This window comes from Nitrospirota bacterium, assembly GCA_004296885.1.
GTDB lineage: Bacteria > Nitrospirota > Nitrospiria > Nitrospirales > Nitrospiraceae > SYGV01.
Map to the genome: position 1 here is coordinate 159,257 of SCVN01000016.1, position 22,131 is coordinate 181,387.

21 protein-coding genes are annotated in these 22,131 nt (G+C 64.0%); 14 read left to right on the forward strand and 7 right to left on the reverse strand.

Annotated features, from left to right (window positions below; genetic code table 11):
• Window positions 1-242 precede the first annotated feature (242 nt).
• Both EPO61_09705 and nadB read left to right on the forward strand, forming a co-directional pair.
• Window positions 243-749 (forward strand): hypothetical protein, encoded by a 507-nt coding sequence (locus tag EPO61_09705; GenBank protein TAJ08370.1) that lies wholly within the window; start codon window positions 243-245, stop codon window positions 747-749.
• Window positions 746-2,431, forward strand: a complete 1,686-nt coding sequence (gene nadB, locus EPO61_09710) for an L-aspartate oxidase (GenBank protein ID TAJ08371.1) — start codon at window positions 746-748, stop codon at window positions 2,429-2,431. Before EPO61_09705 ends, nadB begins: the two co-directional genes overlap by 4 nt.
• Window positions 2,432-2,778: 347 nt before the next feature.
• Here the strand turns inward: nadB and EPO61_09715 are convergent, their stop codons facing one another.
• From EPO61_09715 to EPO61_09725, 3 genes are all read right to left on the reverse strand, one after another.
• Window positions 2,779-3,591: a lytic transglycosylase domain-containing protein gene (locus EPO61_09715; GenBank protein ID TAJ08372.1), complete on the reverse strand. Its 813-nt coding sequence runs from the start codon at window positions 3,589-3,591 to the stop codon at window positions 2,779-2,781.
• A 40-nt stretch (window positions 3,592-3,631) separates the two neighbouring features.
• Window positions 3,632-4,492, reverse strand: coding sequence for a branched-chain amino acid aminotransferase (locus tag EPO61_09720; GenBank protein TAJ08373.1), 861 nt, complete (start codon window positions 4,490-4,492; stop codon window positions 3,632-3,634).
• Between the two features lie 80 nt (window positions 4,493-4,572).
• Window positions 4,573-6,111 carry an anthranilate synthase component I family protein gene (locus EPO61_09725; protein TAJ08374.1) on the reverse strand — a complete coding sequence of 513 codons (1,539 nt, stop codon included), beginning with the start codon at window positions 6,109-6,111 and terminating at the stop codon, window positions 4,573-4,575.
• A gap of 173 nt (window positions 6,112-6,284) precedes the next feature.
• Here EPO61_09725 and EPO61_09730 point away from each other — a divergent pair, with 173 nt between their 5' ends.
• The 4 genes from EPO61_09730 to atpF all read left to right on the forward strand — a co-directional run bounded on the left by EPO61_09730 (window position 6,285) and on the right by atpF (window position 8,218).
• A complete protein-coding gene (locus tag EPO61_09730; GenBank protein TAJ08375.1) occupies window positions 6,285-6,503 on the forward strand; it encodes a hypothetical protein in 219 nt (72 codons plus the stop codon).
• A gap of 19 nt (window positions 6,504-6,522) precedes the next feature.
• On the forward strand, window positions 6,523-7,275 hold the full coding sequence (locus EPO61_09735; GenBank protein TAJ08376.1) for a F0F1 ATP synthase subunit A: 753 nt from the start codon (window positions 6,523-6,525) through the stop codon (window positions 7,273-7,275).
• Window positions 7,276-7,340: 65 nt separating this feature from the next.
• Window positions 7,341-7,571 carry an ATP synthase F0 subunit C gene (gene atpE, locus EPO61_09740; protein ID TAJ08377.1) on the forward strand — a complete coding sequence of 77 codons (231 nt, stop codon included), beginning with the start codon at window positions 7,341-7,343 and terminating at the stop codon, window positions 7,569-7,571.
• Window positions 7,572-7,708: 137 nt separating this feature from the next.
• Window positions 7,709-8,218, forward strand: a complete 510-nt coding sequence (gene atpF, locus EPO61_09745) for an ATP synthase F0 subunit B (protein TAJ08378.1) — start codon at window positions 7,709-7,711, stop codon at window positions 8,216-8,218.
• Between the two features lie 66 nt (window positions 8,219-8,284).
• On the opposite strand, the gene larE is transcribed toward atpF, so the two are convergent.
• The 4 genes from larE to rlmN form a co-directional block, all read right to left on the reverse strand.
• Window positions 8,285-9,031: an ATP-dependent sacrificial sulfur transferase LarE gene (larE, locus tag EPO61_09750; protein TAJ08581.1), complete on the reverse strand. Its 747-nt coding sequence runs from the start codon at window positions 9,029-9,031 to the stop codon at window positions 8,285-8,287.
• A gap of 83 nt (window positions 9,032-9,114) precedes the next feature.
• On the reverse strand, window positions 9,115-10,515 hold the full coding sequence (locus EPO61_09755; GenBank protein TAJ08379.1) for an insulinase family protein: 1,401 nt from the start codon (window positions 10,513-10,515) through the stop codon (window positions 9,115-9,117).
• Complete coding sequence (locus EPO61_09760) at window positions 10,515-11,897, reverse strand: insulinase family protein (protein ID TAJ08582.1); 1,383 nt, start codon at window positions 11,895-11,897, stop codon at window positions 10,515-10,517. The genes EPO61_09755 and EPO61_09760 overlap by 1 nt, the downstream gene beginning before the upstream one ends.
• Window positions 11,898-11,932: 35 nt before the next feature.
• Window positions 11,933-13,054, reverse strand: coding sequence for a 23S rRNA (adenine(2503)-C(2))-methyltransferase RlmN (gene rlmN / locus EPO61_09765; GenBank protein TAJ08380.1), 1,122 nt, complete (start codon window positions 13,052-13,054; stop codon window positions 11,933-11,935).
• A gap of 71 nt (window positions 13,055-13,125) precedes the next feature.
• Between rlmN and EPO61_09770 the strand changes: the two genes are divergently transcribed.
• The 8 genes from EPO61_09770 to EPO61_09805 all read left to right on the forward strand — a co-directional run bounded on the left by EPO61_09770 (window position 13,126) and on the right by EPO61_09805 (window position 22,128).
• Window positions 13,126-15,507 (forward strand): tetratricopeptide repeat protein, encoded by a 2,382-nt coding sequence (locus tag EPO61_09770; protein ID TAJ08381.1) that lies wholly within the window; start codon window positions 13,126-13,128, stop codon window positions 15,505-15,507.
• Window positions 15,508-15,590: 83 nt separating this feature from the next.
• Entirely contained in the window at window positions 15,591-15,860 is a 270-nt protein-coding gene (gene zapB, locus EPO61_09775) for a cell division protein ZapB (GenBank protein ID TAJ08382.1), read from the forward strand.
• A gap of 274 nt (window positions 15,861-16,134) precedes the next feature.
• Window positions 16,135-16,491 (forward strand): cell division protein ZapA, encoded by a 357-nt coding sequence (locus EPO61_09780; GenBank protein ID TAJ08383.1) that lies wholly within the window; start codon window positions 16,135-16,137, stop codon window positions 16,489-16,491.
• 620 nt (window positions 16,492-17,111) lie between these two features.
• Window positions 17,112-18,680, forward strand: a complete 1,569-nt coding sequence (rny, locus tag EPO61_09785; protein ID TAJ08583.1) for a ribonuclease Y — start codon at window positions 17,112-17,114, stop codon at window positions 18,678-18,680.
• A gap of 98 nt (window positions 18,681-18,778) precedes the next feature.
• Entirely contained in the window at window positions 18,779-19,558 is a 780-nt protein-coding gene (locus tag EPO61_09790; GenBank protein ID TAJ08384.1) for a TIGR00282 family metallophosphoesterase, read from the forward strand.
• 41 nt (window positions 19,559-19,599) lie between these two features.
• Window positions 19,600-20,949 carry an exodeoxyribonuclease VII large subunit gene (locus EPO61_09795; GenBank protein ID TAJ08385.1) on the forward strand — a complete coding sequence of 450 codons (1,350 nt, stop codon included), beginning with the start codon at window positions 19,600-19,602 and terminating at the stop codon, window positions 20,947-20,949.
• 61 nt (window positions 20,950-21,010) lie between these two features.
• A complete protein-coding gene (xseB, locus tag EPO61_09800) occupies window positions 21,011-21,274 on the forward strand; it encodes an exodeoxyribonuclease VII small subunit (protein ID TAJ08386.1) in 264 nt (87 codons plus the stop codon).
• Window positions 21,275-21,366: 92 nt separating this feature from the next.
• Window positions 21,367-22,128, forward strand: coding sequence for a TlyA family RNA methyltransferase (locus EPO61_09805; GenBank protein TAJ08387.1), 762 nt, complete (start codon window positions 21,367-21,369; stop codon window positions 22,126-22,128).
• Window positions 22,129-22,131 lie beyond the last annotated feature (3 nt).

The following is a 22,131-nucleotide window of genomic DNA, read 5'->3' on the forward strand; positions in this document are numbered from 1 at the left end:
ACAGCCAGGAGTGGGTGTCGTAGCACAGGGGCGGGAAACCTGTCAAGGAAACGATGCCGGCGGCAAGGAATGCCTGCACGGTGGAACGTCTATAAAGTCCGAAAGTCACAGAGCCGACTGCCTGGGACGCTGGCGTGATGGTAGGACGCGGCGATGTTCAAACCGGTCGCCTCCATGCAGTTGCCGCGATTCTTTCAACAAGGCAGCTTGACGGGTCCGATCGGCCCTTCCTATACTGTGCCATGCGTCGCCGATTCTTGCGGGTTCTGTCCCTGGGCGTTGTCGCCGTGCTGTGCGTGGCGGCCTCGGTCGGCTGTTCCACCAAGGAGGCCCGCTACCCGGCCGACTACGCGCGCTATCAGCGGATCGACAAGGCCGTCGAGGCGCTGGGCAAAGCCTACGTGAAGAAGGACGCGTCCGCCTTTCATGCCCTGTTGCTCCCCTCCAATCGCATCGACAAGATGGAAGCCGGGGCGAACAAGGATTTCGAAACGTTCAAGGACATCACCCTCGACCTCTCGATCGAACGCATCGTGATCGACGGAGATCAGATCGATGTCTTCGTCCACTGGCAGGGGCTGTGGAAGCGAGAGCAAGAGGATACCGAACAGCGGGAGCGGGGGCATGGCATGCTTCGCTGGCTGGGGACCCAATCCATTCTGCTGTCCAGTTTCGACGGGGATATCCCGTTCGGCATCTCCTCGCGCCATAAAGATTCGACAGCTCCTCCGAGCGCATCCTCCCGATGAACGCCGATCGCTCAACTCGCCGGCCAGCCCAGTCCGCCCGGGCGGCCGAGGGCCCCGTCGCCGACTTTCTGGTCATCGGGAGCGGGGTGGCCGGCCTCCGCGCCGCGATTGAGTTGAGCCGCCACGGGCGCGTCATCATGCTGACCAAGGGACACCCGCTGGAGAGCAGCTCGATCTACGCCCAGGGGGGCGTGGCCGTGGCGCTCAGCGAAGAGGACGATGTGGCGATCCATCTGACCGATACGGTCAAGGCCGGCCACGGGCTCTGCCGCGAAGAAGCCGTTCGGGTGTTGGTGGAGGAGGGGCCGGCGCGCATCCAGGAGTTGATCACCTGGGGGGCTCGGTTCGACAAGGTCGGGGACAAATTCGCGTTCGCGCGCGAGGCCGCGCACAGCCGCAGCCGCATCCTCCGCGCGCGCGGGGACGCCACCGGCAACGAAATGGTCCGGGTGCTCCTGGCCGAGGCCAGGCGGCGGAAGATGATCCAGCACCTGGGGCGCCACTTCACCGTGGACCTGGTGGTGGTGGACGGCCGGTGCCGGGGCGCGCTCGTGCTGAACGAAGTGACCGGGGCGCGGTTCATCCTTCCGGCTCAGGCGGTCATCCTGACGACCGGCGGCGCGGGCCAGGTCTATGCGCGGACGACCAATCCCCCCAACGCCACCGGCGATGGAATGGCCATGGCCTATCGGGCCGGGGCCGCGCTGGAGGACATGGAGTTCGTGCAGTTCCATCCGACCGCCCTGTACCTTCCCTCCAGCCCGCCGTTTCTCTTGTCCGAGGCCATCCGTGGCGAGGGGGGCGAACTGCGCAACATCAAGGGGGAACCGTTCATGCAGCGGTACCATCCGGCCGGGACGCTCGCGCCGCGGGACATCGTGGCCCGGGCGATCTGGTCGGAGATGGCGGCGACCCGCTCCCGGCATGTGTATCTGGATGTAACCCACCTGGATGCGGCCTTCATCAAGCGGCGTTTCCCGACCATCTATTCCACCTGCCTCCGCTATGACATCGACATGACCGAGGAATGGATTCCCGTCTCGCCGAGCGCCCATTATATGATGGGCGGGGTCAAAACGGACACGATGGGAGCGACAAGCCTGCCCGGACTCTTTGCCGCCGGAGAGGTGGCTTGCAGCGGGGTGCACGGGGCCAACCGGCTGGCCAGCAACTCGCTGCTGGAGGGACTGGTGTTCGGCGCGCGTTCGGCCAAGGCGGCGACCGTCTATGCGGCGCGCGGGGCTCGTGCGGCTGCGCCCGTGCCGTCACTGCGGGAATTGGATGCAGGTCCGCCGGCGGAGGTGGAGGATGCCGACAAGCTCCGCAGTTCGCTGCGCCGGGTCATGTGGGGCAAGGTGGGGTTGGTCCGCACCCGGGACTCGCTGGTCAGCGCCACCGGGCAGTTGTCCCGTTGGGAGCGGGCGTTCAACCGGCCCTTCACGACGCGGCTGGCGTTGGAAGTCAAGAACATGGTGGAGGTCGGACGCTGCATCGCCGAGGCGGCGCTCTGGCGGGAGAACAGCGTCGGCGCCCACTACCGGGCGGATTTTCCCGATCACCGGAGGCCGGGCTGGAAGGTCCACAGCCATATGCAACAGGACAGCCTTCTGTCCGACCCAGGCCACGAATCCAAGCGTCCGCGCGTGGTTCCGTTGCGGGCCGGCAAGGCCAAGCCTGCCTAGAAGGCTGTTGAAAAACTATTTTGGAGCCACTCGGGCATCAATGGCTCGATGGTCTGGGATAACATGAGGCTCCCCTGCAGGATGGTCAAAAAGCCACTTTCTCACCCGCCCACCCCGCGTGCGTCAAACGCACGCTGTTCCCGCGGCTTGGCCGCAGCGAGTGAGTGGCGAGGAGGACATACCAAACTTCGTTTGAGCCGTTCGTCCTTACTCATGGTTCTTGGCAAACGGATAAACCCCTGCAGTGATTCCGGGGTTGTTTTTCCATCTTGGTAATACGTGGAGTCTCTGAGCGATGCGAGAACGACGCTGGCGGACTTTTTCAACATCCTGCTAAGGGGCGTTGGTCAGCGGACTGACGGGGCGGCGAAGACGAGGGGAGCGGACGCTTTCGATGACGTGACGGCCCCGGCCGATCGGAGCAGCGCCTCGGACTCGCTGGACAGGAACGCATGGTAGAACCGGAGTACTTTGCTGACGTAGTGGCGTGTCTCCTCGATGGGCGGCAGGTTCCGGTATCGTTCCACACGGGTTTCCCCCGCATTGTAAGCCGCCAGGGCAAGCGGCACGTTGCCGTGAAAGCGGTCCAGTAGGTAGCGCAAGTACTGAGCCCCGCCTCTGACATTCTCCTCCGGATTGTAGGGGTCCCGCACATTCAGCCTCAGCGCCGTGAGGGGCATCAATTGCATGAGCCCCATGGCTCCCGCCCGCGACACCGCCGTGGGATCGAAGTCGGATTCCGCCTTGATGACCGCGCGGACCAGCGCCGGGTCTACCCGGTGCTGCCGGGAGTGGCGGAGGATTGTGTCGGTGAGATCGGCACCCTGCGCGACCGATGTGGAGGAACGGGCCGCGGAGGCCGGGCCGCGAAATTTGCGGAATCGGGAGTCGGTCGGGGTATTGGTGAAATGCATCGTCCCCTCCCGATCCACATAATAGAACACGTCACCGGCGTCAACCGGCTGGACGGGGAAGAGGAGCTGGACGGAGAGCAGCGCAAGGGCGAGGCCCAAGCTTGCCGCGTTGCTCAACGCTCCCCGGACATGTTCCCAAGCCTTCGACATACCGGCGACCATAGCACCGCCCCCCCAGCCTGTCAAAACCTTTGACCCTTTCGCGCAGGCGGTCCGTGGCGTATCGTGCCGGGCAGATACCATCATAGCTGTATCGGCCGGCTGCGAGGGGAGCTTGAATGGCCGGCTACGTGAGGAATCGCGCGAGGTTGGAGTGGAACAGCTCCCGGAGCCTCCTGGCCACGGGTCCTGGACGTCCGGCTCCGATGGGGGCTTGGTCGAGCGAATGCACCGGCATGATTTCCATCGAGGTATTGGTCAAAAAGACCTCTTCGGCATGGGCCAGGGCCTCGGCCGGATAACGGCCTTCTTCGACGGAAATGCCGTCCTCACGGGCCAGGGTCAGGACGACCTCCCTGGTAATGCCGTCCAGAATGCCGCAGTCCACGGAAGGCGTGTAGAGGCCACCGCCGGACACGAAAAAGAAATTGCTCGTCGTACATTCGGTGAGCAGCCCCTCCGCATTGAGCATGAGGGCATCGAAGGTCCCGGCCTGCCCCGCTTCCCGCTTCGCCAGGATGTTGTTCAGGAAATTCAGCGACTTGATCTGGGGCGGCAGGGCTGTGGCGAGGTTGCGTCTCGTCACGGCCAGCGTCAGCGGGACTCCCTCCTCAAACAGGTGGGCCGGATATTGGGCGATAGGCCTGGCCATGATGACCAGGGTGGGCCTCGGGCAGAGGGCCGGGTCCAGGCCCAGCTCGCCTTCGCCGCGGGAGAGGGTGATGCGCAAGTGGGCGTCCGCGAGGCGGTTGCGCTCCACCGACTCCCGCAATAACGCCGGCCACTCTTGCTCGAGGATGGGAACGGTCAGCCCGATCAGGCGTGCCGAGCGCTGCAACCGGGCGAGGTGTTGCTGGAGCATGAAGAAGCGTCCGCCATAGGTGCGGAGCGTCTCATAGACCCCGTCCCCATAGAGGAAGCCATGGTCGAAGACCGAGACCAGCGCCTCTTTCCGGTCCACGAACCGGTCGTTCAGATAGATCCACATAGTGTTATACGGAGAGCATATGGCGTATGGCTAAGAGCCGATGGCAAGAGCTTGCTGTTAGGTTATCCGGCCATATGCTATCAGCTATCAGCTCCTAGGGCTTTGAAAAGCGCCTCGGCCTTGAACAGCGTTTCCTCATATTCGCGGGCCGGGTCCGAATCCGCCACGATGCCGGCGCCGACCTGGAGGTAGCCGCGCCCCTTGGTCAATACCAACGTCCGGATGATGATGTTCAAATCCAGATCGCCGGACCAGCTCAGATACCCCAGTGAACCGGTATAGGGCCCGCGCCGGACCGGCTCCAGTTCTTCGATAATCTCCATACAGCGGATCTTGGGCACTCCGGTGATCGTGCCGCCGGGAAATACCGCCGGGATCAGGTCGAAGCCGTCCAGCCCCTCGCGCAACTCGCCCGTGACGTTGGAGACGATGTGGCTCACGTGGGAATAACGCTCGACGACCATCAACTCATCGGCCCGGACCGTGCCGTAACGGCAGACACGTCCGAGGTCATTGCGCTCCAAATCCACGAGCATCAAATGCTCGGCCCGCTCTTTCTGGTTGGTCAGCAGCTCTTCCGCCAGCCGCCGGTCCTCGGCTAGGCTCTGGCCGCGCGGCCTGGTGCCGGCAATCGGGCGGGTATCCACCTGTCGGTCCTGTAGTCGGATCAGCCGCTCGGGCGAAGAACTGACCAGGCAGAGATCATCGAACGCGAGGAGTCCGGCGAAGGGGGAGGGATTCACCTGCCGGAGCCGCCGATAGAGAAAGGTGCCTTGCTCCGCTTCTGACCGGTTCCGGGCCAGATCGATCGTAAAGCGATGCGACAAGTTGGCCTGGTAGATGTCCCCCGTGCGGATGTAGTCCTGGACTTGTCCCACGCGGGCCATGTACTCGGCCTGCGATTGGCCCGGGGCGATGGCGCAGGCACCGGGCGTCGGAGCGTCGAGGGCGCGAGCGGGGACGGAAAGCCGCGCCTCCAATTCAGCCAAGCGATCGCATCCCTCCCGGTAGAGCTTTTCGCGTGGCTCTCCCAGGAGGCGTTCCATCGGAGGGGCGAAGATCAGGTGGAGCGTCCGTTCCTGATGGTCCAGGGCCGCGAGCAAGTCCACGAATGCAAATTGGATGTCCGGAGCCAGAAGATCGTCCGTGGCCAGGCTGGGCAATCGTTCGAACTGCCGGACTGCATCGTAGCTCAGGTAGCCGACCGCGCCGCCGAAAAACGGAGGCAGGCCTTCGGGCCTGGGCATGCGGGAGGCGCGCATGAGGTCTGCCAGGGCCGTGAAGGGACTGCCCACGTGACTGGTCATCCGGTCGCGCGAGCAGAGGGTGTAGCCGGATCCCTTGCCGGTCAGGACCAGATAGGGGTCGCTGCCCATGAACGACCAACGGGCGATCTCTTCGCCTCCCTTCCCGCTATCCAGCAGAAACGACAGCCGGCCGGAGACAGCCAGGCGGCGATACAGTTCAAATGCATCGGCGTCCGGCAGCGGCAGCGACACTGCCAGCGGCTCCGGCCGCTCCTCCATCAGAAACCGCGCGCGGGACGGGCGAATCATGGCTTGGTTGTACCACAAGCAGCTACAGGGGGGCCACTTAAGGGGGCTGCCGTTCTTGGACATGGGGAAGAATCGATTTTCTTCCTGGAGGTCGGCGCCAGGCGCATATCGTTCACCTTGACAATACACTCGCCGTTTTGATTGAATAGCGCGCTTCCGAAACGATGAATGCGGAATGCTGAGCGCTGAACGGTCCGAACTTCATCAGTCATCGTTCTACATTCAGCAGTATTCACATGCCGCCCTCGAACGATCCGTTCTACGCGGGCTTGGGGCAGGCGGTCCGGATGGGGACCGAACTGCTCGCCTCGCTGGTGGTGGGGGGCGGGCTGGGCTGGGCGGCGGATACCTACCTGTTCGGGTCCGGGTCCTGGGGCCTGGTGATCGGGCTGGTGGTGGGCGTGGCTGCGGGTATTCGCAACGTCATGCGGGTCGCGCAAAACTGGCCGAAATAAGAAGAAAGAAGGAAATTTCGTGGAAGAAAGTCCGCTCCATCCGTTTGAACTGCACGAGTGGATTCCGATCTCGCTCTTCGGCCTGGATATCTCCATCAACAAGGCCGTGATCCTGATGTGGATCGTGGTCGGCGTGGCGGCCGCGCTCCTGGTGATCGGGGGTTCGGCCCGCAAGATGGTGCCCACGAAGCTGCAAAGCCTGGCCGAGTTGCTGGTGGATTTCATCCGCGGGATCATCCTGGACACGATGGGCAAGGATGGGATGAAGTTCTTTCCGTTGGTGGCGACGCTCTTCGTCTTCATCCTCTTTTCCAACTTGTTGGGGCTGATTCCCGGTTCGTACACGGTGACCAGCCAGATCATCGTCACGGCCGTGTTCGCCATCTCGGTCTATGCGCTGAGCGTGGCGCTGGGGTTTATGCTGCACGGGATCAAGTTCCTGGGCATCCTGGTCCCGCCGGGCACGCCGGGGTGGCTGCTGCCGCTGATGATTCCGATCGAGCTGGTGAGCCAATTGGCCCGGCCCGTGTCGCTGGCCGTCCGGCTCTTCGCCAACATGACCGCCGGCCATACGATCTTGGGCGTGTTGTTCGGTTTGGCCATCGGCGGCGGGTTGCTGATCGGCTGGCTGCCCTTCGCCTTTACGATTGCAATGAATGCGCTGGAGGTCGGCATTGCCTTCATCCAAGCCTACATCTTTACGGTGTTGTCCTGCGTGTACTTGGGCGATGCGGTGACGTTGCATGGGCATGGCGATGCCCACGCGCACTAGACAATAGAATCAGCCATCGGCTATCAGCCATCAGCTCATAGCTTTTCAAGGGAGGATCGAAGGACATGGATGCAGCAGCAGCGGCACTGGTCGGAATGGGCTTGGCGGCGGCGGGATTTGCCGGCGCCGGCGTCGGGATCGGCTATATTTTCGGCAAGATGATCGAAGCGGTTGCGCGCCAGCCGGAGGCCGAAGGGCGGGTTGGCAAGTACATGTGGATCGGCTTCGCGCTGGTCGAGGCGATCGCGCTGTACGGGCTGGTCATTGCGTTCATCATCATGGGCCTCCGCAAGTAGGATGCTGAAAACGGCCTCCAACTTCGTTCTCGGGCGCTCGACCCCCTCAACGTACTTTTCCAGTACGCCTCGGGGGTCTCACACCCTGCGGCCTTGTTGGGCGACCGTTTTGAGCATCCTGTAGAAAGAGTAACGCCATGCCACAGTTTGAAAGCCACTTCTTTTCGTCGTTGATGTTCTGGGAGGTCGTTTCCTTCGCCATCCTGCTCTGGATCTTGGCCAAGTATGCCTTCCCGCCGATTCTCGAAACGCTGGAAGCGCGGGAGCGGAAGATTCGGGAGAGCCTGGAGCAAGCCGACCGGCACCGCGCCGAGGCCGAGCGGAAGATGCACGAGTACGAGGCCAAGCTGGCGGCGGCGGCCAAGGAGGCCGAAGCCCTGTTCGCAGCCGCCCGGGAGCGGGCTCAGCGGGTGCAGGAAGAAAACGAACAGCGCTTGCAGGCCGACGCGGAGCGGATCAAAGGGGATGCGCAGCGGGAGATCGATGCGGAGCGGCGCAAGGCGATTCAGGACATCCGCAACCAGACGACGGACCTGGCCTTGTTGGTGGCGGAGAAGGTCTTGGGGCGCAGCCTCAACGATGCGGATCACCGCCGGCTGGCCGACGAAGCCCTGGCGGCCGCGGCCAAGCAGTTCCAGAAAAACTGATCGGTCCCGGCGAGCGCAGTGAGAAAAGGCCCGGCATCCAGCCGGGCCTTTTTTATTGGCGTCGGGTCAGTTGCCGCCGCCCTGACGATAGCCGGCCGGATCGAGGGTGACGGTCGTGAAGCCGAAACGGCGCAACTGTTCGGTGACCCTGCGCTGCATGGCCGGCTCCAGCAGCCGGGAGACTTCCTCGGGCTCCACCTCCACCCGCGCCGCGCCCTCCCGGTCCCGCACCCGGACCTGCAGGAATCCCTGGTCCATCAGAAACGCCTCGGCCCGTTCCACGCGCGCCAGCTTTTCGGCGGTGACGGGGGTCCCCCGCTGAATGCGGGATGAGAGACAGGCCGCCGCCGGCTTCTCCCAGTTCGAAAGTCCCAGCTCCCTGGCCAGCGCACGGACTTCCTCCTTTGAGAGGTTCGCTTCCACCAGGGGACTCCGCACGCCCCATTCCCGGGCGGCCAGGAGGCCGGGCCGGTCGTCACCCAGGTCGTCCAGGTTGGTGCCGTCCACCACGGCGCCCATCGCCATTTCTTGCCGGAGCTTGGCCAATCCTTGGTAGAGGTCGGTCTTGCAATGGTAGCAGCGGCCCGCGTCGTTCTTGACGAAGTCCTGGATCAGGAGTTGGTCGGTCTCCACGAGGCGGTGCCGGGCTCCGACTTGGGCCGCGACCTGCTTGGCCTGTTCCAGTTCCACGTCCGGAAGCGTGGAGGACACGGCGGTGACGGCGAGCGCCCGGGCCCCCAGCGCGTCGTGCGCGACTTTCATCACCACCGTGCTGTCGGTCCCGCCCGAATAGGCGACGAGCACGGAGCCCATCTTCCTGAGAAGCTGCTCCAGTGTCCGATGTTTCTGGGCGAGGGAGGGGGTCACGGCTTCCTCGGCGTCATTAGCGCAGGGGGCTACTTGGCCAGCGTCGCGTTGGCGGTCGGCTTCACCTGCGCCTTGGCCTGGTTGGCCACCACGACCAGGGCATAGTTCGTGGAATTCAAGTACTGTTTCGCCACCCGCAAGACATCCTCCTTGGTGACTTTCTCGATCCAACTCGGATAGCGGGTGAAGTAGTCCATGCCCAGGCCGTAGAATTCCACCTGGCTGAGCACCTCGGCCAGTTTGCCGGTTGTGTCCAAGCGGAGCGGAAAGCTCCCCATCAGATAGGCCTTGGCATCGGCCAGTTCCTCGTCGGTCACGGGGGCATCGCGAATCCCGTTGAGTTCGGCCAGCACGCCGGCGATGGCCTGGTTGGCTGTTTCGTTTCTCGTCTGGAGGCTGATCATGAAGGCGCCCGGCATCAGGTTCGCGTCGAAGTTGCTCATCACCCCGTAGGCCAGGCCCTGGTTGTCCCGAATGGAATTCATGAGGCGGGAGGAAAACCCGCCGGCCCCCAGGATGTAGTTCATCACCGTCACGGCGTAAAAGTCCGGGTTGGTTCGGCTGATGCCCTGGTGGCCCAGCATGATCGTGGCCTGCGACAGCTCCTTCTGGATCAGCTTGACCACCGGCTTCGTGACCGGGGCCGCCGGGGTCGTGACGCGGGGCGGCGGCTGCGCCCGCTTCCAGGAGCCGAAGTGTGTGGCCACCAGCGCCTTCGCCTGCTCGACCGTGATGTCGCCCACGATGGTCAGGATCGTCTGGTTCGGCAGATACTCGCGACCGTAGAACTGCCGGACGTCCTTCCGCGTGACGGTGGCCAGGGTCGCTTCGGTTCCGTTCACCGGCCAGCGGTAGGGATGGCCGTCGAAGACGAGCTGGTTGAAGGCCTTGGCGGCGATCGTTCCGGGATCGTCTTTCTCGCTTTGCATCTCGCCCAGGATCTGGCTGCGGACACGACGGAGCTCTTTCTCCGGAAAGGAGGGGCGTAGCAGAACGTCGGCCAGCAGCGACACGCCCAGTGCCTGGTCCTTCTTCAGGACTTTCACCGCCGCCGTGGTGAAATCGTCTCCGCCTTTGATAACCAACTGGCCTCCCACAAACTCGATCTGCTCGGCCAATTGCGTGGCGCTGCGGGTGGCGGTTCCTTCATCCAGCAGGCTGGCCACGAGATTAGCAAGGCCGGCCTTGCCGGGCGGGTCCTGGACCGAGCCGGTCTTGACCAGCGCGTGGACTTGCACGATCGGCAGCGCCGGTTGTTCCAATACGAGCACCGTCAGTCCGTTCGGCGCGACGTAGCGGACCGGATTGATGTTGGCCGCTTGCGCCGTTTCGGCTTGGAGCAGGGGGCCGCAAACAATCAACAGCAGGCTGGCGACCAATAGGCAGGCTGCCCGCTGCATTCTGCGTTCTGCCTTCCGTGTTTTCATCATCACTGCGCCTCGCTCATGAGCGTCGGTGCCGGTGAAGGCGCCGCAGGTTGCGTCGGCGTCGGGATCAGGATGCCCACCGTGCGGGCGTCCTGGATCAGGTAGCGCTTGGCCACCCGCTGGACATCCGCGGCCGTGACGCGGCGGAGGCGTTCCACGAACTGGTCCACTTGGCGCCAGCCCGCTCCCACCGTCTCGGCCTGGGCGAGGAGCATGGCCTGGCGGAAGTTGGAGTCCTGGCCGAAGATATATTCCGCCTCCACTTGGTTCTTGGCCCGCTCCAGCTCTTTGGCTGTGGGCGGCGCGGCCTGCAGCTTGGCGATTTCCTTGTAGAGGGCCTGCTCGACGTCCTCCACCTTCTGGCCCGGCTTGACCACGACGAAGCAATAAAACAGTTCCGGGTCCGTGGCCAGCAGGTTGTACTCGGCCCCGACGGCCAGGGCTTTCTTCTGCTCGTAGACCAGGCTCTGATACAGCCGCGCGCTCTTGCCGTGCGACAGGATGGATTCCAGGACCGTGAGGGCATAGGCGTCCTCGTCCTTGAAGTTCGGTACCCGGTACCCGGCCATGATGAACGGCAGTTGGGCGTCGCGCTTCACGACGATCCGCCGTTCCCCACGCTGCTCCGGCTCGGCCACGATCTGGGCGGTCGGCACGGGTTTGGCCGGGATGGGCTCGAACAGGCGTGTGATGGTCGGGAGCAGGGTCTCGGCCTTGATGTCCCCGACGACGACCAGGGTCGCGTTGTTCGGCACGTAGTAGGTGTCGTAATGCTGCCGGAGGTCTTCCCTGGTCATGGCGTTGAGGTCCGGAAACCAGCCGATGATCGGCCAGTGATAGGGATGCATCAGGAAGGCCTGGGCGAAGAGGGACTCGGCCAGGAAGGATTGCGGATCGTCCTCCGTTCTCAGCCGGCGCTCCTCCTTGACCACTTCCCGCTCGAGCTGGAATTCCTTGTCGTCCAGGAGCAGGCCGCGCAGCCGGTCGGCTTCCAGCTCCAGCGCCAGCTCCGTCCGGTCCGCCGCCAGGTTCTCAAAGTAACCGGTGAAATCCTGGCTGGTAAAGGCATTGTCGTTGCCCCCGTTCTTGCGGATGATTTTGGAGAAGAGGCCTTTGCCGTGCTTGGGGGTGCCCTTGAACATCATGTGCTCGAGCATGTGGGACAGGCCGGCCCGCCCCATGATCTCGTTGCGGGAGCCGACCTTGTACCAGATCTGGACCGTCACCACGGGAGCCTTGGGGGACTCGACCAGCAGCACTTTCAGCCCGTTCGCCAGGATGTATTCCTTGGTCTCGGCCGAGCGGGCGGCGCTTGGCCAGGCGGACAGGAGGAGCAGCGCAATCAGGAAAAAGGCTCGCGGGATGCAGGGCCGACGTACATTCATCATGCAGCGTTCCTCATTCATCGTTGCCGTACTTCTTAACAACCGGCTTCCGCCGGTGTCAAGGCGGGGATCAGGGTCTGTGGCGTGATCAGGCCCTGGAGATCGCCGAGCTGGCCGCAGGCGCCCAGCACGTCGCGGCCCTTGCTCTTGCGGATGAAGGTATCCACCCCGGCCTGCTTCAGGATCGTCTGGAACCGCAGGACCCTGTCGTCGGTCGGGCGTTGGTAGGCACTGCCGGGAAAGGGATTGAAGGGAATCAAATTGACCTTGCACCGGATGCCGGCGAGGAGCTTGACGAGCCGCTTGGCGTCCGCGTCCGTATCGTTCACCTCTCCCAGGAGGACATATTCAAAGGTGAGGCGGCGGCGCGGCGGAAGAGGGTAGGCCCGGCAGGCGTCAAGCAATGTCTTCAAGGGGAACAGGCGGTTCACAGCCGGCATGAGCGTGGCCCGTTGTTCCTGGTTCGACGCGTTCAAGGAGACGGCCAGGTTGACGCCCAGCGCCGCCACCTCGTCCAGCCGGGAGGCGAGCCCTGCCGTGGACAGGGTGATCCGGTGGGCTGAAATGCCCAGGCCCCATCGTTTGTTGGTCAGCCTGGTGATGGCGTCCGAAACGGCATCCAGGTTGGCGAGCGGTTCCCCCATGCCCATCAGCACCAAGCTGGTCAATGTGTGCCCCGGCTCAAGCCGGTCCTGGACCGTGAGCACTTGGTCCACGATCTCGTGGGCTTTCAGGTTCCGCTTCAAGCCCATGGTGCCGGTGAGGCAGAAGGCGCAATCGAGGGTGCAGCCGACTTGCGTCGAGAGACAGAGCGTCAGGCGTCTGCCATCGGGAATCAACACGGTTTCCACCGTCAGCCCGTCCTCGAGACCGATCAGGAACTTGCTGGTTCCGTCGTCGGCCCGGAGCGTCCGGCACTGACGCGATCGCCCGACCGTTGTCTTGTCGTTGAGCAGTGCCCGCTCCGCCTTCGAGAGGTCCGTCATCTGCTCGACCTCGCGAACTCGGCCTTGATACAGCCAGCGGAGGATCTGCTGGGCTCGGTATGTGGGCCAGCCGAGACGGTGGACGAATTGCTCGGCGGCCGGACAATCCAGGGTCAGCAGCGAGAGCGCCTCGGGAGCCGGCGTCGCTTGTCGGGGCTCATGGGATGGCATGAGTCAGCCTAGCACAGGGAGAAAATGCCTGACAAGGAGCGGGGAAGCAAACGATGAAGGCAGAACGATGAATGATGAATGTAGAATGGCAGAATCTTCAATGCATTACTCAGCATTCATACTTCGGCGTTACGTCAGCCTTGGTGGGATTGTGGTATACTACTTTCACTTGCATGCGTCCCTTTCACCTGGTTCACAGCGAACGCATGTCCGTTCCTCGCCAATACCTCGTCGCGCCCTCCGGTCTCCTGTCCCTTGCCCTCTTCCTGATTTGCGCCGGCGCATCCGCGGCCCAGGCCGAGCCTCCCGATTCAGCCTGTGCGTCCCCGGAGGACTGTTATCGCGCGGCGTTCGCCAAGCCGCCGCCCGCCACCGATACGGCCAGCCAGTTCGCGGCTCGATTGCAGCGCTTGACGGAGGTGCGCGAGCGGTTTCCTGACTCCCTCTGGGCCAAGCGCGCCGGCCTTGTGACCGGGCTGCTGTTGCTGGAGCGGAACCCGGCCGAGTCCCTGCCATACTTCAGAGCCGCCCAACGTGACCTGCCGGTGATCGAGGATTACACCCGCCTCTGGATGGGAGAAGCGTTGCTCAAAATGGGGGATGCGCGGGATGCCGCGGTCCAACTCGAGCGCATTCCTGAGGCTGTGCCGGACACCTTGCTGGGAGTCCGCATCGCCTACCGGTCCGGCGAATCCTGGTACAAGGCGGGGCAGTGCGCCAAAGCCGTGGACCCGCTGGCGCGGGCGGTGCTGCTGGGGCCCCAGGAGCCGGCTGCACCCGGCGCCCTGTTGAATCTCGCCGATTGCCAGTTCAAGGACAACCGCCTTGCCGACAGCCAGGCGGCGTTGAAGCAACTCTGGGCGCGCTACCCGCAGACGCAGGAAGCAAAAGAGGCCGAGCGGCGTTTGTCCCAGATGACGAAGACGGTCTGGCGTCCGACGCCGGATGAATCGTACAACCGCGCCCTCTCGTTCCTGAACCTGGCCCTGCACGACGAAGCCGTCGCCGACCTCCAGAAATTCCTCGGCGGCGCCCCGCACGATGCGCGCAAAGGCGAAGCTAAGTTGAAATTAGGCACGGCCCTGGTCCGTCTCAAGCGGTACGAGCAGGCCCGGCACGTATTCAAGGACCTGGCCGACGAGGCCGGGCCGGAATCGGACGAGGCGACCGTCTGGCTGGCGCGAGTCTATCTGCGGCTCAACGACGGGGAGCGATTGCTGGCCCTGGCTGCGGCGGCCCCGCGGCGCGCCCTGTCCGCCGAACAACGGGCGGCCATCCAGTTGTTGGTGGGGAGTTGGCAGGATGACCAGGGCCAATACGACCAGGCCTTGACGACATATCGAAAAGTGCTGCAGCTGGGAGAAGCGTCGGGGCAGAAAACGGAAGCCCTCTGGCGGATCGGCTGGCTCCAGTACCGGACCGGCCGCTACGGGCAGGCGGTGGACGCCTTCCGCGACCTGTTGAAAGGCAAGGACGATCCGCAAGTCGCCCCCAAAGCGCTGTATTGGGCCGCGCGGGCGCTGGATCAGTCCAACGATCGCCAGTCCGCCGACCTGTACCTCCAGCTCTGCCGGCAATATGCGCGTACCTACTACTGTCAGCTTGCGCAGATGCACGCGGCTTCGTCTCCCTTGGCCCCGCCGGTTCCGGCATCGGTGGACGGGCCTCCGTCCGGCGGCGGGGCGACGGGCGAGGAAGGCCGGGAGGCGGTCTTGCGGGACCCGCACTATCTGCGCGCCGTCGAACTGAGGCTTGTGGGAATGGATCAGGATGCGGCGAAGGAATGGGCTTCGTTGCCCGAGCGGTACGCCCGAGACCGAGCGGCGCTGGTGGAGCTCTCGACCCTGCTGGGCCAGTCCGGCGCCACCCACCATGCCCTGCGCCTGGCTCGGCTGTATTTCCGGGACGGCCTGGAACGCGGAGGGGAAACGGTTCCGTTGGCCCTCTGGAGCGTGGCCTATCCCATGGTGTACCTGCCGACCATCCGGACGCATGCCGGTTCGGCGGTGGACCCCTATCTCGTCGCGGCGATCATTCGCGAGGAGAGCCAGTATGACCCGCGGGCCGTGTCACGGGTCGGAGCGGTGGGGCTGATGCAGGTCATGCCGGTCACGGCTCAACAAGTGGCCAGAAAACATGGTTTCCCGGACGTGGGGCGCGACGACCTGTTCGATCAGGACACGAACATCCGGGTGGGCGCCCGCTACGTCGAGCAGTTGCTCCAGCAATTCAACGGAAATGTTATGCATACCGTGGCCGCCTACAACGCCGGGCCTCAGGCGGTGGCGGGATGGATCGCCAAATCCAACGGGCGGGACCCAGACGAGTGGGTCGAATTGATCCCCTATCAGGAGACGCGCCAGTACGTGAAACGCGTGCTGCGGAGCTACCGCGAATATCACCGGTTGGGCGGCAGCGTCTGCGCGGTTCGCTTTCTTGACAAGGCCTGTTGAAGCTCCTATAAGGAGCGCTCAGTTACGAAGTCGTCAGTTATCAGCATGCAGTGCTCGGAATCGGAGCTGACCGCTGAACGCTGATGGCTTCTTGGAGGGGTTTTATGGCACTGGATAAGATGGCGGCGCTGGAAGCGCGCATCCGCAGCATGGTGGAGTTGATTCAATCGCTGAAGAAGGCCAATGCGTCGCTGGAGGGAGAGTTGCGTGCGGCGCGGGAACGTCTTTCGAAGCAGGACGAAATGAACCGCCGGTGGGAACAGGAGCGGGACGACGTTCGGTCACGGATCGAAAAGGTCTTGGGCGAACTGGATCTCCTCGAGTGCGCGGAGGGCGCACCATGCGAGGAATGATAGGTTTAAAGCGTTCACATTGAAGTGTGTATCCGCGCGCCGCAATGTATGAGGCGCGCGGCCCACGCCAAGCGAGGGATGGGAAATAGCCACTGGAGGCAAAGTAACTATCCGCCGCGAGTTGATCGAACGCGGCGGTTCAAGCAAGCTTGGTTCATATTGTCACTGGTGGCAAAAAACTTCCCCCGGCGCATCTGATCGAAGCGCCGGGCTCAAGCGAACTCGGCATTTTAGAGAACTGCAAGATACATGAGGGGTTTACCCGTCGGCCACAATTACGATAAACCGATCAATAGGCCGACGGTACACGCCAAGCGAGGGATGGAGGTGGTGCGTGGCTAAGACTCTGGAGATCGAGATCTATGGCCAGAAGTACACCGTCAAGGCCGAGGCGGACGAGCTCTACATGCAGCGGGTGGCCGCCTATGTAGACGAACAGATGCGGAGTCTGGCGCGGGGCATGAAAACCGCCACGCCGTCAAAGCTGGCGGTGCTGGTGGCGCTCAACGTCGCCCATCAACTGTTCCAGGCGGAAGCCCAACGAGAGCAGGGCGTAGCGGACGTGGAGCGGCGTGCCCAGCATTTGATGGAATCCATCGAGGAAACTCTGCAAACGGGCCGACGGGGGTAATGGACGGCGGCGTGCGGGGCTTGCATTGGCTCCCGCCATTTGATACGGTACGCACAATCTGAGAAGGAGAACCTGAGCGGAACAGGAGAACGACGGAGCGGCTCGGGGGCGACATTGATAGCACAAGAGGCGATTGGATGAGCCGGACTGATCCGGCACAGCGGAATGCGATGAAGATGTTGGCGACAGTCATGGCGTGGTGGTGTCGATGGGGCGCGGATGCAGGGCGAGCACTCGTGGCTTCTTTGGACCGTAGCGCGGGTGAGATAGCGGCCCTGCTGGCGCCGGTTGGGTTTGACGGGGGCGTGAGACAGTGTCCGGTGTCGGTCATGTCTCCCCGACTGGGTGGGGCTGGGCTGGCTCGCCGGTCTTCTCTCGCTCGAGGCCGACCAGGAAACCGGTCTGCCGCCATGACACTCTTCGGGACCTTCTGACCGTCCGCGGCGGGTTGTCCGCCGCACCTCTTGTCTTCGCCGTCACCAGGGCAACAGTTCCTGCGTCGTATCCCTCCCAAGTTTCTTCTGGCCGCACCCGGGGCGTGAGCCCCGCCTGATTCTCCCTGCTGAACGTGAGACCGAGGCGTTGGTACGCCTCACCAACATGTAAAGGGGGTGGAGACCATTCTTACGAGCGTTGCCATCTACGTGATCATCGGCGCCGTGGGCGCCCTGGTCGGCTTCGGCGTCTCCGAAGCCTTGCGTCGGACCCTGCTGGCGTCCCGGCATCAGCAAGCGGAAGAGCAGTCCCGCCAGATCGTACAGGGGGCCGAGCGCGAGGCGGAGAACCTGGTCAAGGAAGCCAAGCTGGAGGCCAAGGACCGGCTGTTTCAAGCCAAAGCCGAGCTGGAGAAGGAACAGAAGGACGTGCGTGCGGACCTCGCCGCGCAGGAGAAGCGGTTGCTCCAGCGGGAGGAAAATCTTGAGAAGAAGGCCGGCGCAGTAGACAAGCGCGAGGCCGAATCACAGAAACGCGAGCAGACGCTGGTCCGGCGCGAGGAAGCGCTCGCCGACAAGGAAGCGGCCTGCGAGAAGGCCGTCAAAGAGCATCGGCAGGCGCTGGAGCGGGTGGCCGGGATGACGGTGGACGAGGCCAAGCGGCAGCTGCTCGGCGAGATCGAGTCCGAAGCCCGGCTGGATGCCGCGGGCGTCGCCAAACGCATCATCGACGAAGCCAAGGAAAACGCCGAACGCGAAGCCAGGGAAATCATCGCCCGGTCGGTCCAGCGTGTGACGCGGGACTACGTCTCCGAAGCCACGATCTCCGTGGTGCCGATTCCCAACGACAGCATGAAAGGCCGCATCATCGGGCGCGAAGGGCGGAACATCCGCGCGATCGAGGCCGCAACGGGGATCGACCTGATCATCGACGAGACGCCGGAAGCGGTCATCATCTCGGGGTTCGATCCGATGCGACGGGAAATCGCCAAGATCTCGTTGGAGCGGCTGATGCAGGACGGCCGCATCCATCCGACCCGCATCGAGGAGATCGTCGAGAAGACCAAGACCGACGTCGAGAAGATGATGATCGAAGAGGCGGAAAAGATCATTTTCGAAGTCGGCCTGTCGGGGTTCCATCCCGAGCTGATCAAGGTCCTGGGGCGGTTGAAGTTCCGGACCAGCTACGGCCAGAACAATCTGTACCATGCCCGGGAGGCTTCGTACATCTGCGGGATCATGGCCTCGGAGCTGGGGCTGGACGTCAAGCTGGCCAAGCGCGGCGCTTTGCTGCACGACATCGGCAAGGCCGTGAGCCACGAAGAGGAAGGGCCCCACGCCATGCTGGGGGCCGACATCGCGAAACGTTATGGGGAGTCGGACAAGGTCGTGAACGCGATCGCCGCGCACCACGAGCAGGTTGAGCCGATCTGCCCCGAGACGGTGCTGGTCGCGGCGGCGGAGGCCCTGTCCGCAGCCAGGCCCGGGGCGCGGCGGGAGGCTTTGGAGTCCTACGTGAAGCGGCTGGAGAAGCTGGAAGCCCTGGCAGTGGATTTCAAGGGCGTCCAGAAGGCCTATGCCATTCAGGCCGGACGCGAAATCCGGGTGATCGTCCGGCAGGAAGAAGTGAACGATGTGGAGTGTTCCCACATCTCCCGCGAACTGGCCAAGAAGATCGAGGCCGAACTGACCTATCCGGGCCAGATCAAGGTGACCGTGATCCGCGAAAGCCGTTTCGTGGATTTTGCGAAATAAGCGTGAGTCGTAAAGTTTGAAAGTTGTAATGTCGCAAGTCGAGACTTGCTGACTTTCAGACTTTTCGACTTTACGACGCGTGGCAACTTTGGTGGAAGGTGAAGGTTCTTTTTATCGGCGACATCATGGGGGAGCCGGGACGTCGGGCCATCGCCCGCCAACTGCCCAAGGTGGTGGCCCAGCATGGCGTCGATCTGGTGATCGGGAACGGGGAAAACGCGGCAGCCGGGTTCGGGATCACCAATGAGCTGGCCCGCGAGCTGTTCAGTCTTGGCTTGTCGGTCATCACGACCGGCAACCATGCCTGGGACAAAAAAGAAACCGTCGAGTTCATCAAGCAGGAGCCGCGCTTGCTGCGGCCCGCGAACTATCCGGCCGGCACGCCTGGCCAGGGCAGCATTGTGGCCGAAACCCCCAGCGGCGAGAAGGTGGCGGTGCTCCAGCTCATGGGCCGGGTCTTCATGCCCGCGCTGGACTGTCCCTTCCAGACCGCCAGGCGGGAGGTGGCCAAGCTGAAGGAGAAGACCAGCGCCATCATCGTGGACATGCACGCCGAGGCGAGCAGCGAGAAGATGGCGATGGGCTATTTCCTGGACGGAGACGTGACGGCGGTCGTCGGCACCCATACCCACGTCCAGACTGCCGACGAGCAGATTTTGCCGAACGGCACGGCCTACCTGACCGACATCGGCATGACCGGCCCCGTGCAGGGGGTCATCGGAATCAAGAAGGAACTGGCCATCGAAAAGTTTCTGACCGGCATGCCGCGTCGCTTCGAAGTGGCGCAGGGGCCGGCCCTGTTTTGCGCCGTGCTGATCGAATTGGATCACCGGCTCGGGAAGGCGCTGACCATTCAGCGCCTGCGCATTCCGGAGTGACCGACGGTTCGGCCGCAATGAGCCTGGATTAGGCATCCCGCATGCGTCCTGGCGCCCAGCCACAGCGGATCCTCACCGTCAGCGAACTGACCCTGCTCGTCCGCGACCGGCTCGAACAGGGATTCCCCGAAGTCTGGATCGAAGGAGAGATCAGCACCCTTCGCAGCCCCGCCTCCGGCCACCTCTACTTCACCCTCAAAGATGCCCAGTGCCAGATCCGGACGGTCCTGTTCCGGAGCCAGGCCCAGCGCCTGCGGTTTGCGCTGCGCGAAGGGCTGCAGGTCGTCGTGCGCGGGCGCCTGACTGTCTACGAGCCGCGCGGAGAATACCAGGTGGTGCTGGACTACCTGGAGCCCAAGGGGGTCGGCGCTCTGCAGCTGGCGCTGGAACAGTTGAAGGAAAAGCTGGCGCGCGAAGGGCTGTTCGACGAGTCGCGCAAACGGCCGCTCCCGTTCCTTCCGCGCCGGGTCGGCCTCGTCACGTCCCTCTCGGGCGCGGCCATCCGCGACATGCTCGTGGTCCTGGGGCGCCGCTGCCCGTCGCTGGATGTGCTGATCTGCCCGGTGCCGGTCCAGGGCGAAGGAGCGGGCACGAAGATCGCGGCGGCCATCCGCACCCTCAGCGCGTCCGGCAAGGTGGACGTGATGATCGTCGGCCGCGGCGGCGGGTCCATGGAGGACCTCTGGTGTTTCAACGAAGAAGTGGTCGTGCGCGCCATCGCCGCATCCAGGGTGCCGGTGGTCTCCGCCGTCGGGCACGAGATCGACGTGACGCTGGCCGATTTTGCCGCCGATTACCGGGCCCCGACGCCGTCGGCCGCGGCGGAAGCGGTCGCGCCGGTCTTGGCGGATCTGGTCAGGGCCGTGGCGGACCTCCGCGCCAGGCTGGAGCGGACCATGGAGACGCGCCTCATCCTGATCCGGCATCGCGTGGAGGACGCGCGACAAGTGGTGTCGCGATTGCTCCTGCCGGTGCAGCGGCAGGCGCAGCGGCTGGATGATCTTTCGGATCGCCTCGGCCAGTCGCTGCGGGTATCGCTGGGCCAACTCAGCCGGCGTTGGCTGACCGTCCACCATGGATTGGGATTGGCCAGCCCGGTGGGCCGGGTCCGGGCCACCCTGGTGCTGGTGCCCCAGTATATGAAACGTCTGGAGCAGCAGACGCGCGCTCGGTTGGCGTGGCGCCGGCAGGCAGTTACGTCGCTGATGGGAACGTTGGACGGCCTCAGCCCCCTGGCCATCCTGGCGCGGGGCTACAGCATCGTGCAAACCGTGCCGGATGGGCTCGTCGTCAGGCGGGCCGACCAGGTGCGGGTCGGGGATGAAGTCAGCGCCAAGCTGGCCAGCGGTCGGCTCCTCTGCGTGGTCCGCGAGGCGGCCCCCGATTCGTGATCGCTTGACCCAGAGGGGCGGCCAGGTATAATAGCGCCTTCGCTGGCGAAAAGGAGGTTCCGTGCCCGCGCTGAAGTTCGAAGAAGCCATGTCGCGATTGGAAACGATCGTGTCGGAGTTGGAGAAAGGCGATCTCCCGCTCGATGAGTCCTTGAAGATCTTCGAGGAGGGCATCAAATTGTCCAAGACTTGCCTCAAGATGCTGGACGATGCGGAGCGGAAAGTCGAAATCTTGGTGCAGGACAAGGATGGAAAGAAGCGCCTGCGCGCCTTCACCTTCGACGCCGACGAGCACGCCGACGTCCTTCCGCCGGAATCAGATTGAGCTGGCCGCGCTCCCTGGCCGAGCCGATCGTCTGCGCCCGCCGGCGGTGCGGCGGGCATGACTGACACACGTTCGCTGGATGCCTCCCCTTCATGACGGCTCAGAAGAAGGCGCCGGTGCGGGAACGGTTGGATCGCGCCCTGGTGGCGCGAGGCTTGGCCGCCAGCCGTGAGCAAGCCGCCGGCCTCATCATGGCCGGAGCCGTCACGGTGGATGGAGCCCCGGTGGATAAGCAGGCGAAGCTGGTGGCCCACGACGCCAGGATCGAGGTGGCCAGCCGGCCGCCCTACGCCAGCCGGGCGGGCGGCAAGTTGGCCGCGGCGTTGGCTTCGTTCAAGGTTGTCCCGACCGGGCTGGCCGCCCTGGACGTGGGCGCGTCCACCGGCGGGTTCACCGATTGCTTGCTGCAAGGCGGAGCCCGCATCGTCTATGCGGTGGACGTCGGCTTCGGGCAGTTGGACTGGAAGCTGCGGCAAGATCCGCGGGTGGTCGTACTGGACCGGTGCAATATCCGGTACCTGGACCCGGCGGCGATTCCGGAGCCGATCGACCTGGCCGTAATCGACGTGTCGTTCATTTCGCTGACGCTGGTCTTGCCCTGTGTCGTCCGGTTTTTGCGCGAGCCGGCCTGGGTGATTGCGTTGGTGAAGCCCCAGTTCGAAGTCGGCAAGGGTCAGGTCGGGCGCGGGGGGATTGTCCGGGACGACGCGCAGCGGCAGGCCGTGACCGAGAAGGTCCTGGCTTGCGCGGAGGGTCTGGGCCTGGTGAAGATCGGCGTGCTGGACTCGCCCGTGCCGGGACAAAAAGGAAACCGCGAGATTCTGGTTGGGTGGCGGTATCAACCGCGAGGCTAGGGT

Excerpts from the sequence above, each read along its gene's own strand:
- larE (TAJ08581.1), bottom strand. The coding sequence starts at position 9,031 with ATGGGCTCCGTGCTCGTCGCCTATTCGGGCGGGACCGACAGCACGGTG.
- EPO61_09725 (TAJ08374.1), bottom strand. The coding sequence starts at position 6,111 with ATGTCCAAGAACGGCAGCCCCCTTAAGTGGCCCCCCTGTAGCTGCTTG.
- EPO61_09770 (TAJ08381.1), top strand. The coding sequence starts at position 13,126 with ATGATGAATGTAGAATGGCAGAATCTTCAATGCATTACTCAGCATTCA.
- EPO61_09760 (TAJ08582.1), bottom strand. The coding sequence starts at position 11,897 with ATGAATGTACGTCGGCCCTGCATCCCGCGAGCCTTTTTCCTGATTGCG.
- atpF (TAJ08378.1), top strand. The coding sequence starts at position 7,709 with ATGCCACAGTTTGAAAGCCACTTCTTTTCGTCGTTGATGTTCTGGGAG.
- EPO61_09755 (TAJ08379.1), bottom strand. The coding sequence starts at position 10,515 with ATGATGAAAACACGGAAGGCAGAACGCAGAATGCAGCGGGCAGCCTGC.
- EPO61_09720 (TAJ08373.1), bottom strand. The coding sequence starts at position 4,492 with ATGTGGATCTATCTGAACGACCGGTTCGTGGACCGGAAAGAGGCGCTG.
- nadB (TAJ08371.1), top strand. The coding sequence starts at position 746 with ATGAACGCCGATCGCTCAACTCGCCGGCCAGCCCAGTCCGCCCGGGCG.
- atpE (TAJ08377.1), top strand. The coding sequence starts at position 7,341 with ATGGATGCAGCAGCAGCGGCACTGGTCGGAATGGGCTTGGCGGCGGCG.
- EPO61_09795 (TAJ08385.1), top strand. The coding sequence starts at position 19,600 with ATGCGTCCTGGCGCCCAGCCACAGCGGATCCTCACCGTCAGCGAACTG.
- EPO61_09805 (TAJ08387.1), top strand. The coding sequence starts at position 21,367 with ATGACGGCTCAGAAGAAGGCGCCGGTGCGGGAACGGTTGGATCGCGCC.
- EPO61_09730 (TAJ08375.1), top strand. The coding sequence starts at position 6,285 with ATGCCGCCCTCGAACGATCCGTTCTACGCGGGCTTGGGGCAGGCGGTC.
- EPO61_09705 (TAJ08370.1), top strand. The coding sequence starts at position 243 with ATGCGTCGCCGATTCTTGCGGGTTCTGTCCCTGGGCGTTGTCGCCGTG.
- zapB (TAJ08382.1), top strand. The coding sequence starts at position 15,591 with ATGGCTTCTTGGAGGGGTTTTATGGCACTGGATAAGATGGCGGCGCTG.
- EPO61_09715 (TAJ08372.1), bottom strand. The coding sequence starts at position 3,591 with ATGATGGTATCTGCCCGGCACGATACGCCACGGACCGCCTGCGCGAAA.
- rlmN (TAJ08380.1), bottom strand. The coding sequence starts at position 13,054 with ATGCCATCCCATGAGCCCCGACAAGCGACGCCGGCTCCCGAGGCGCTC.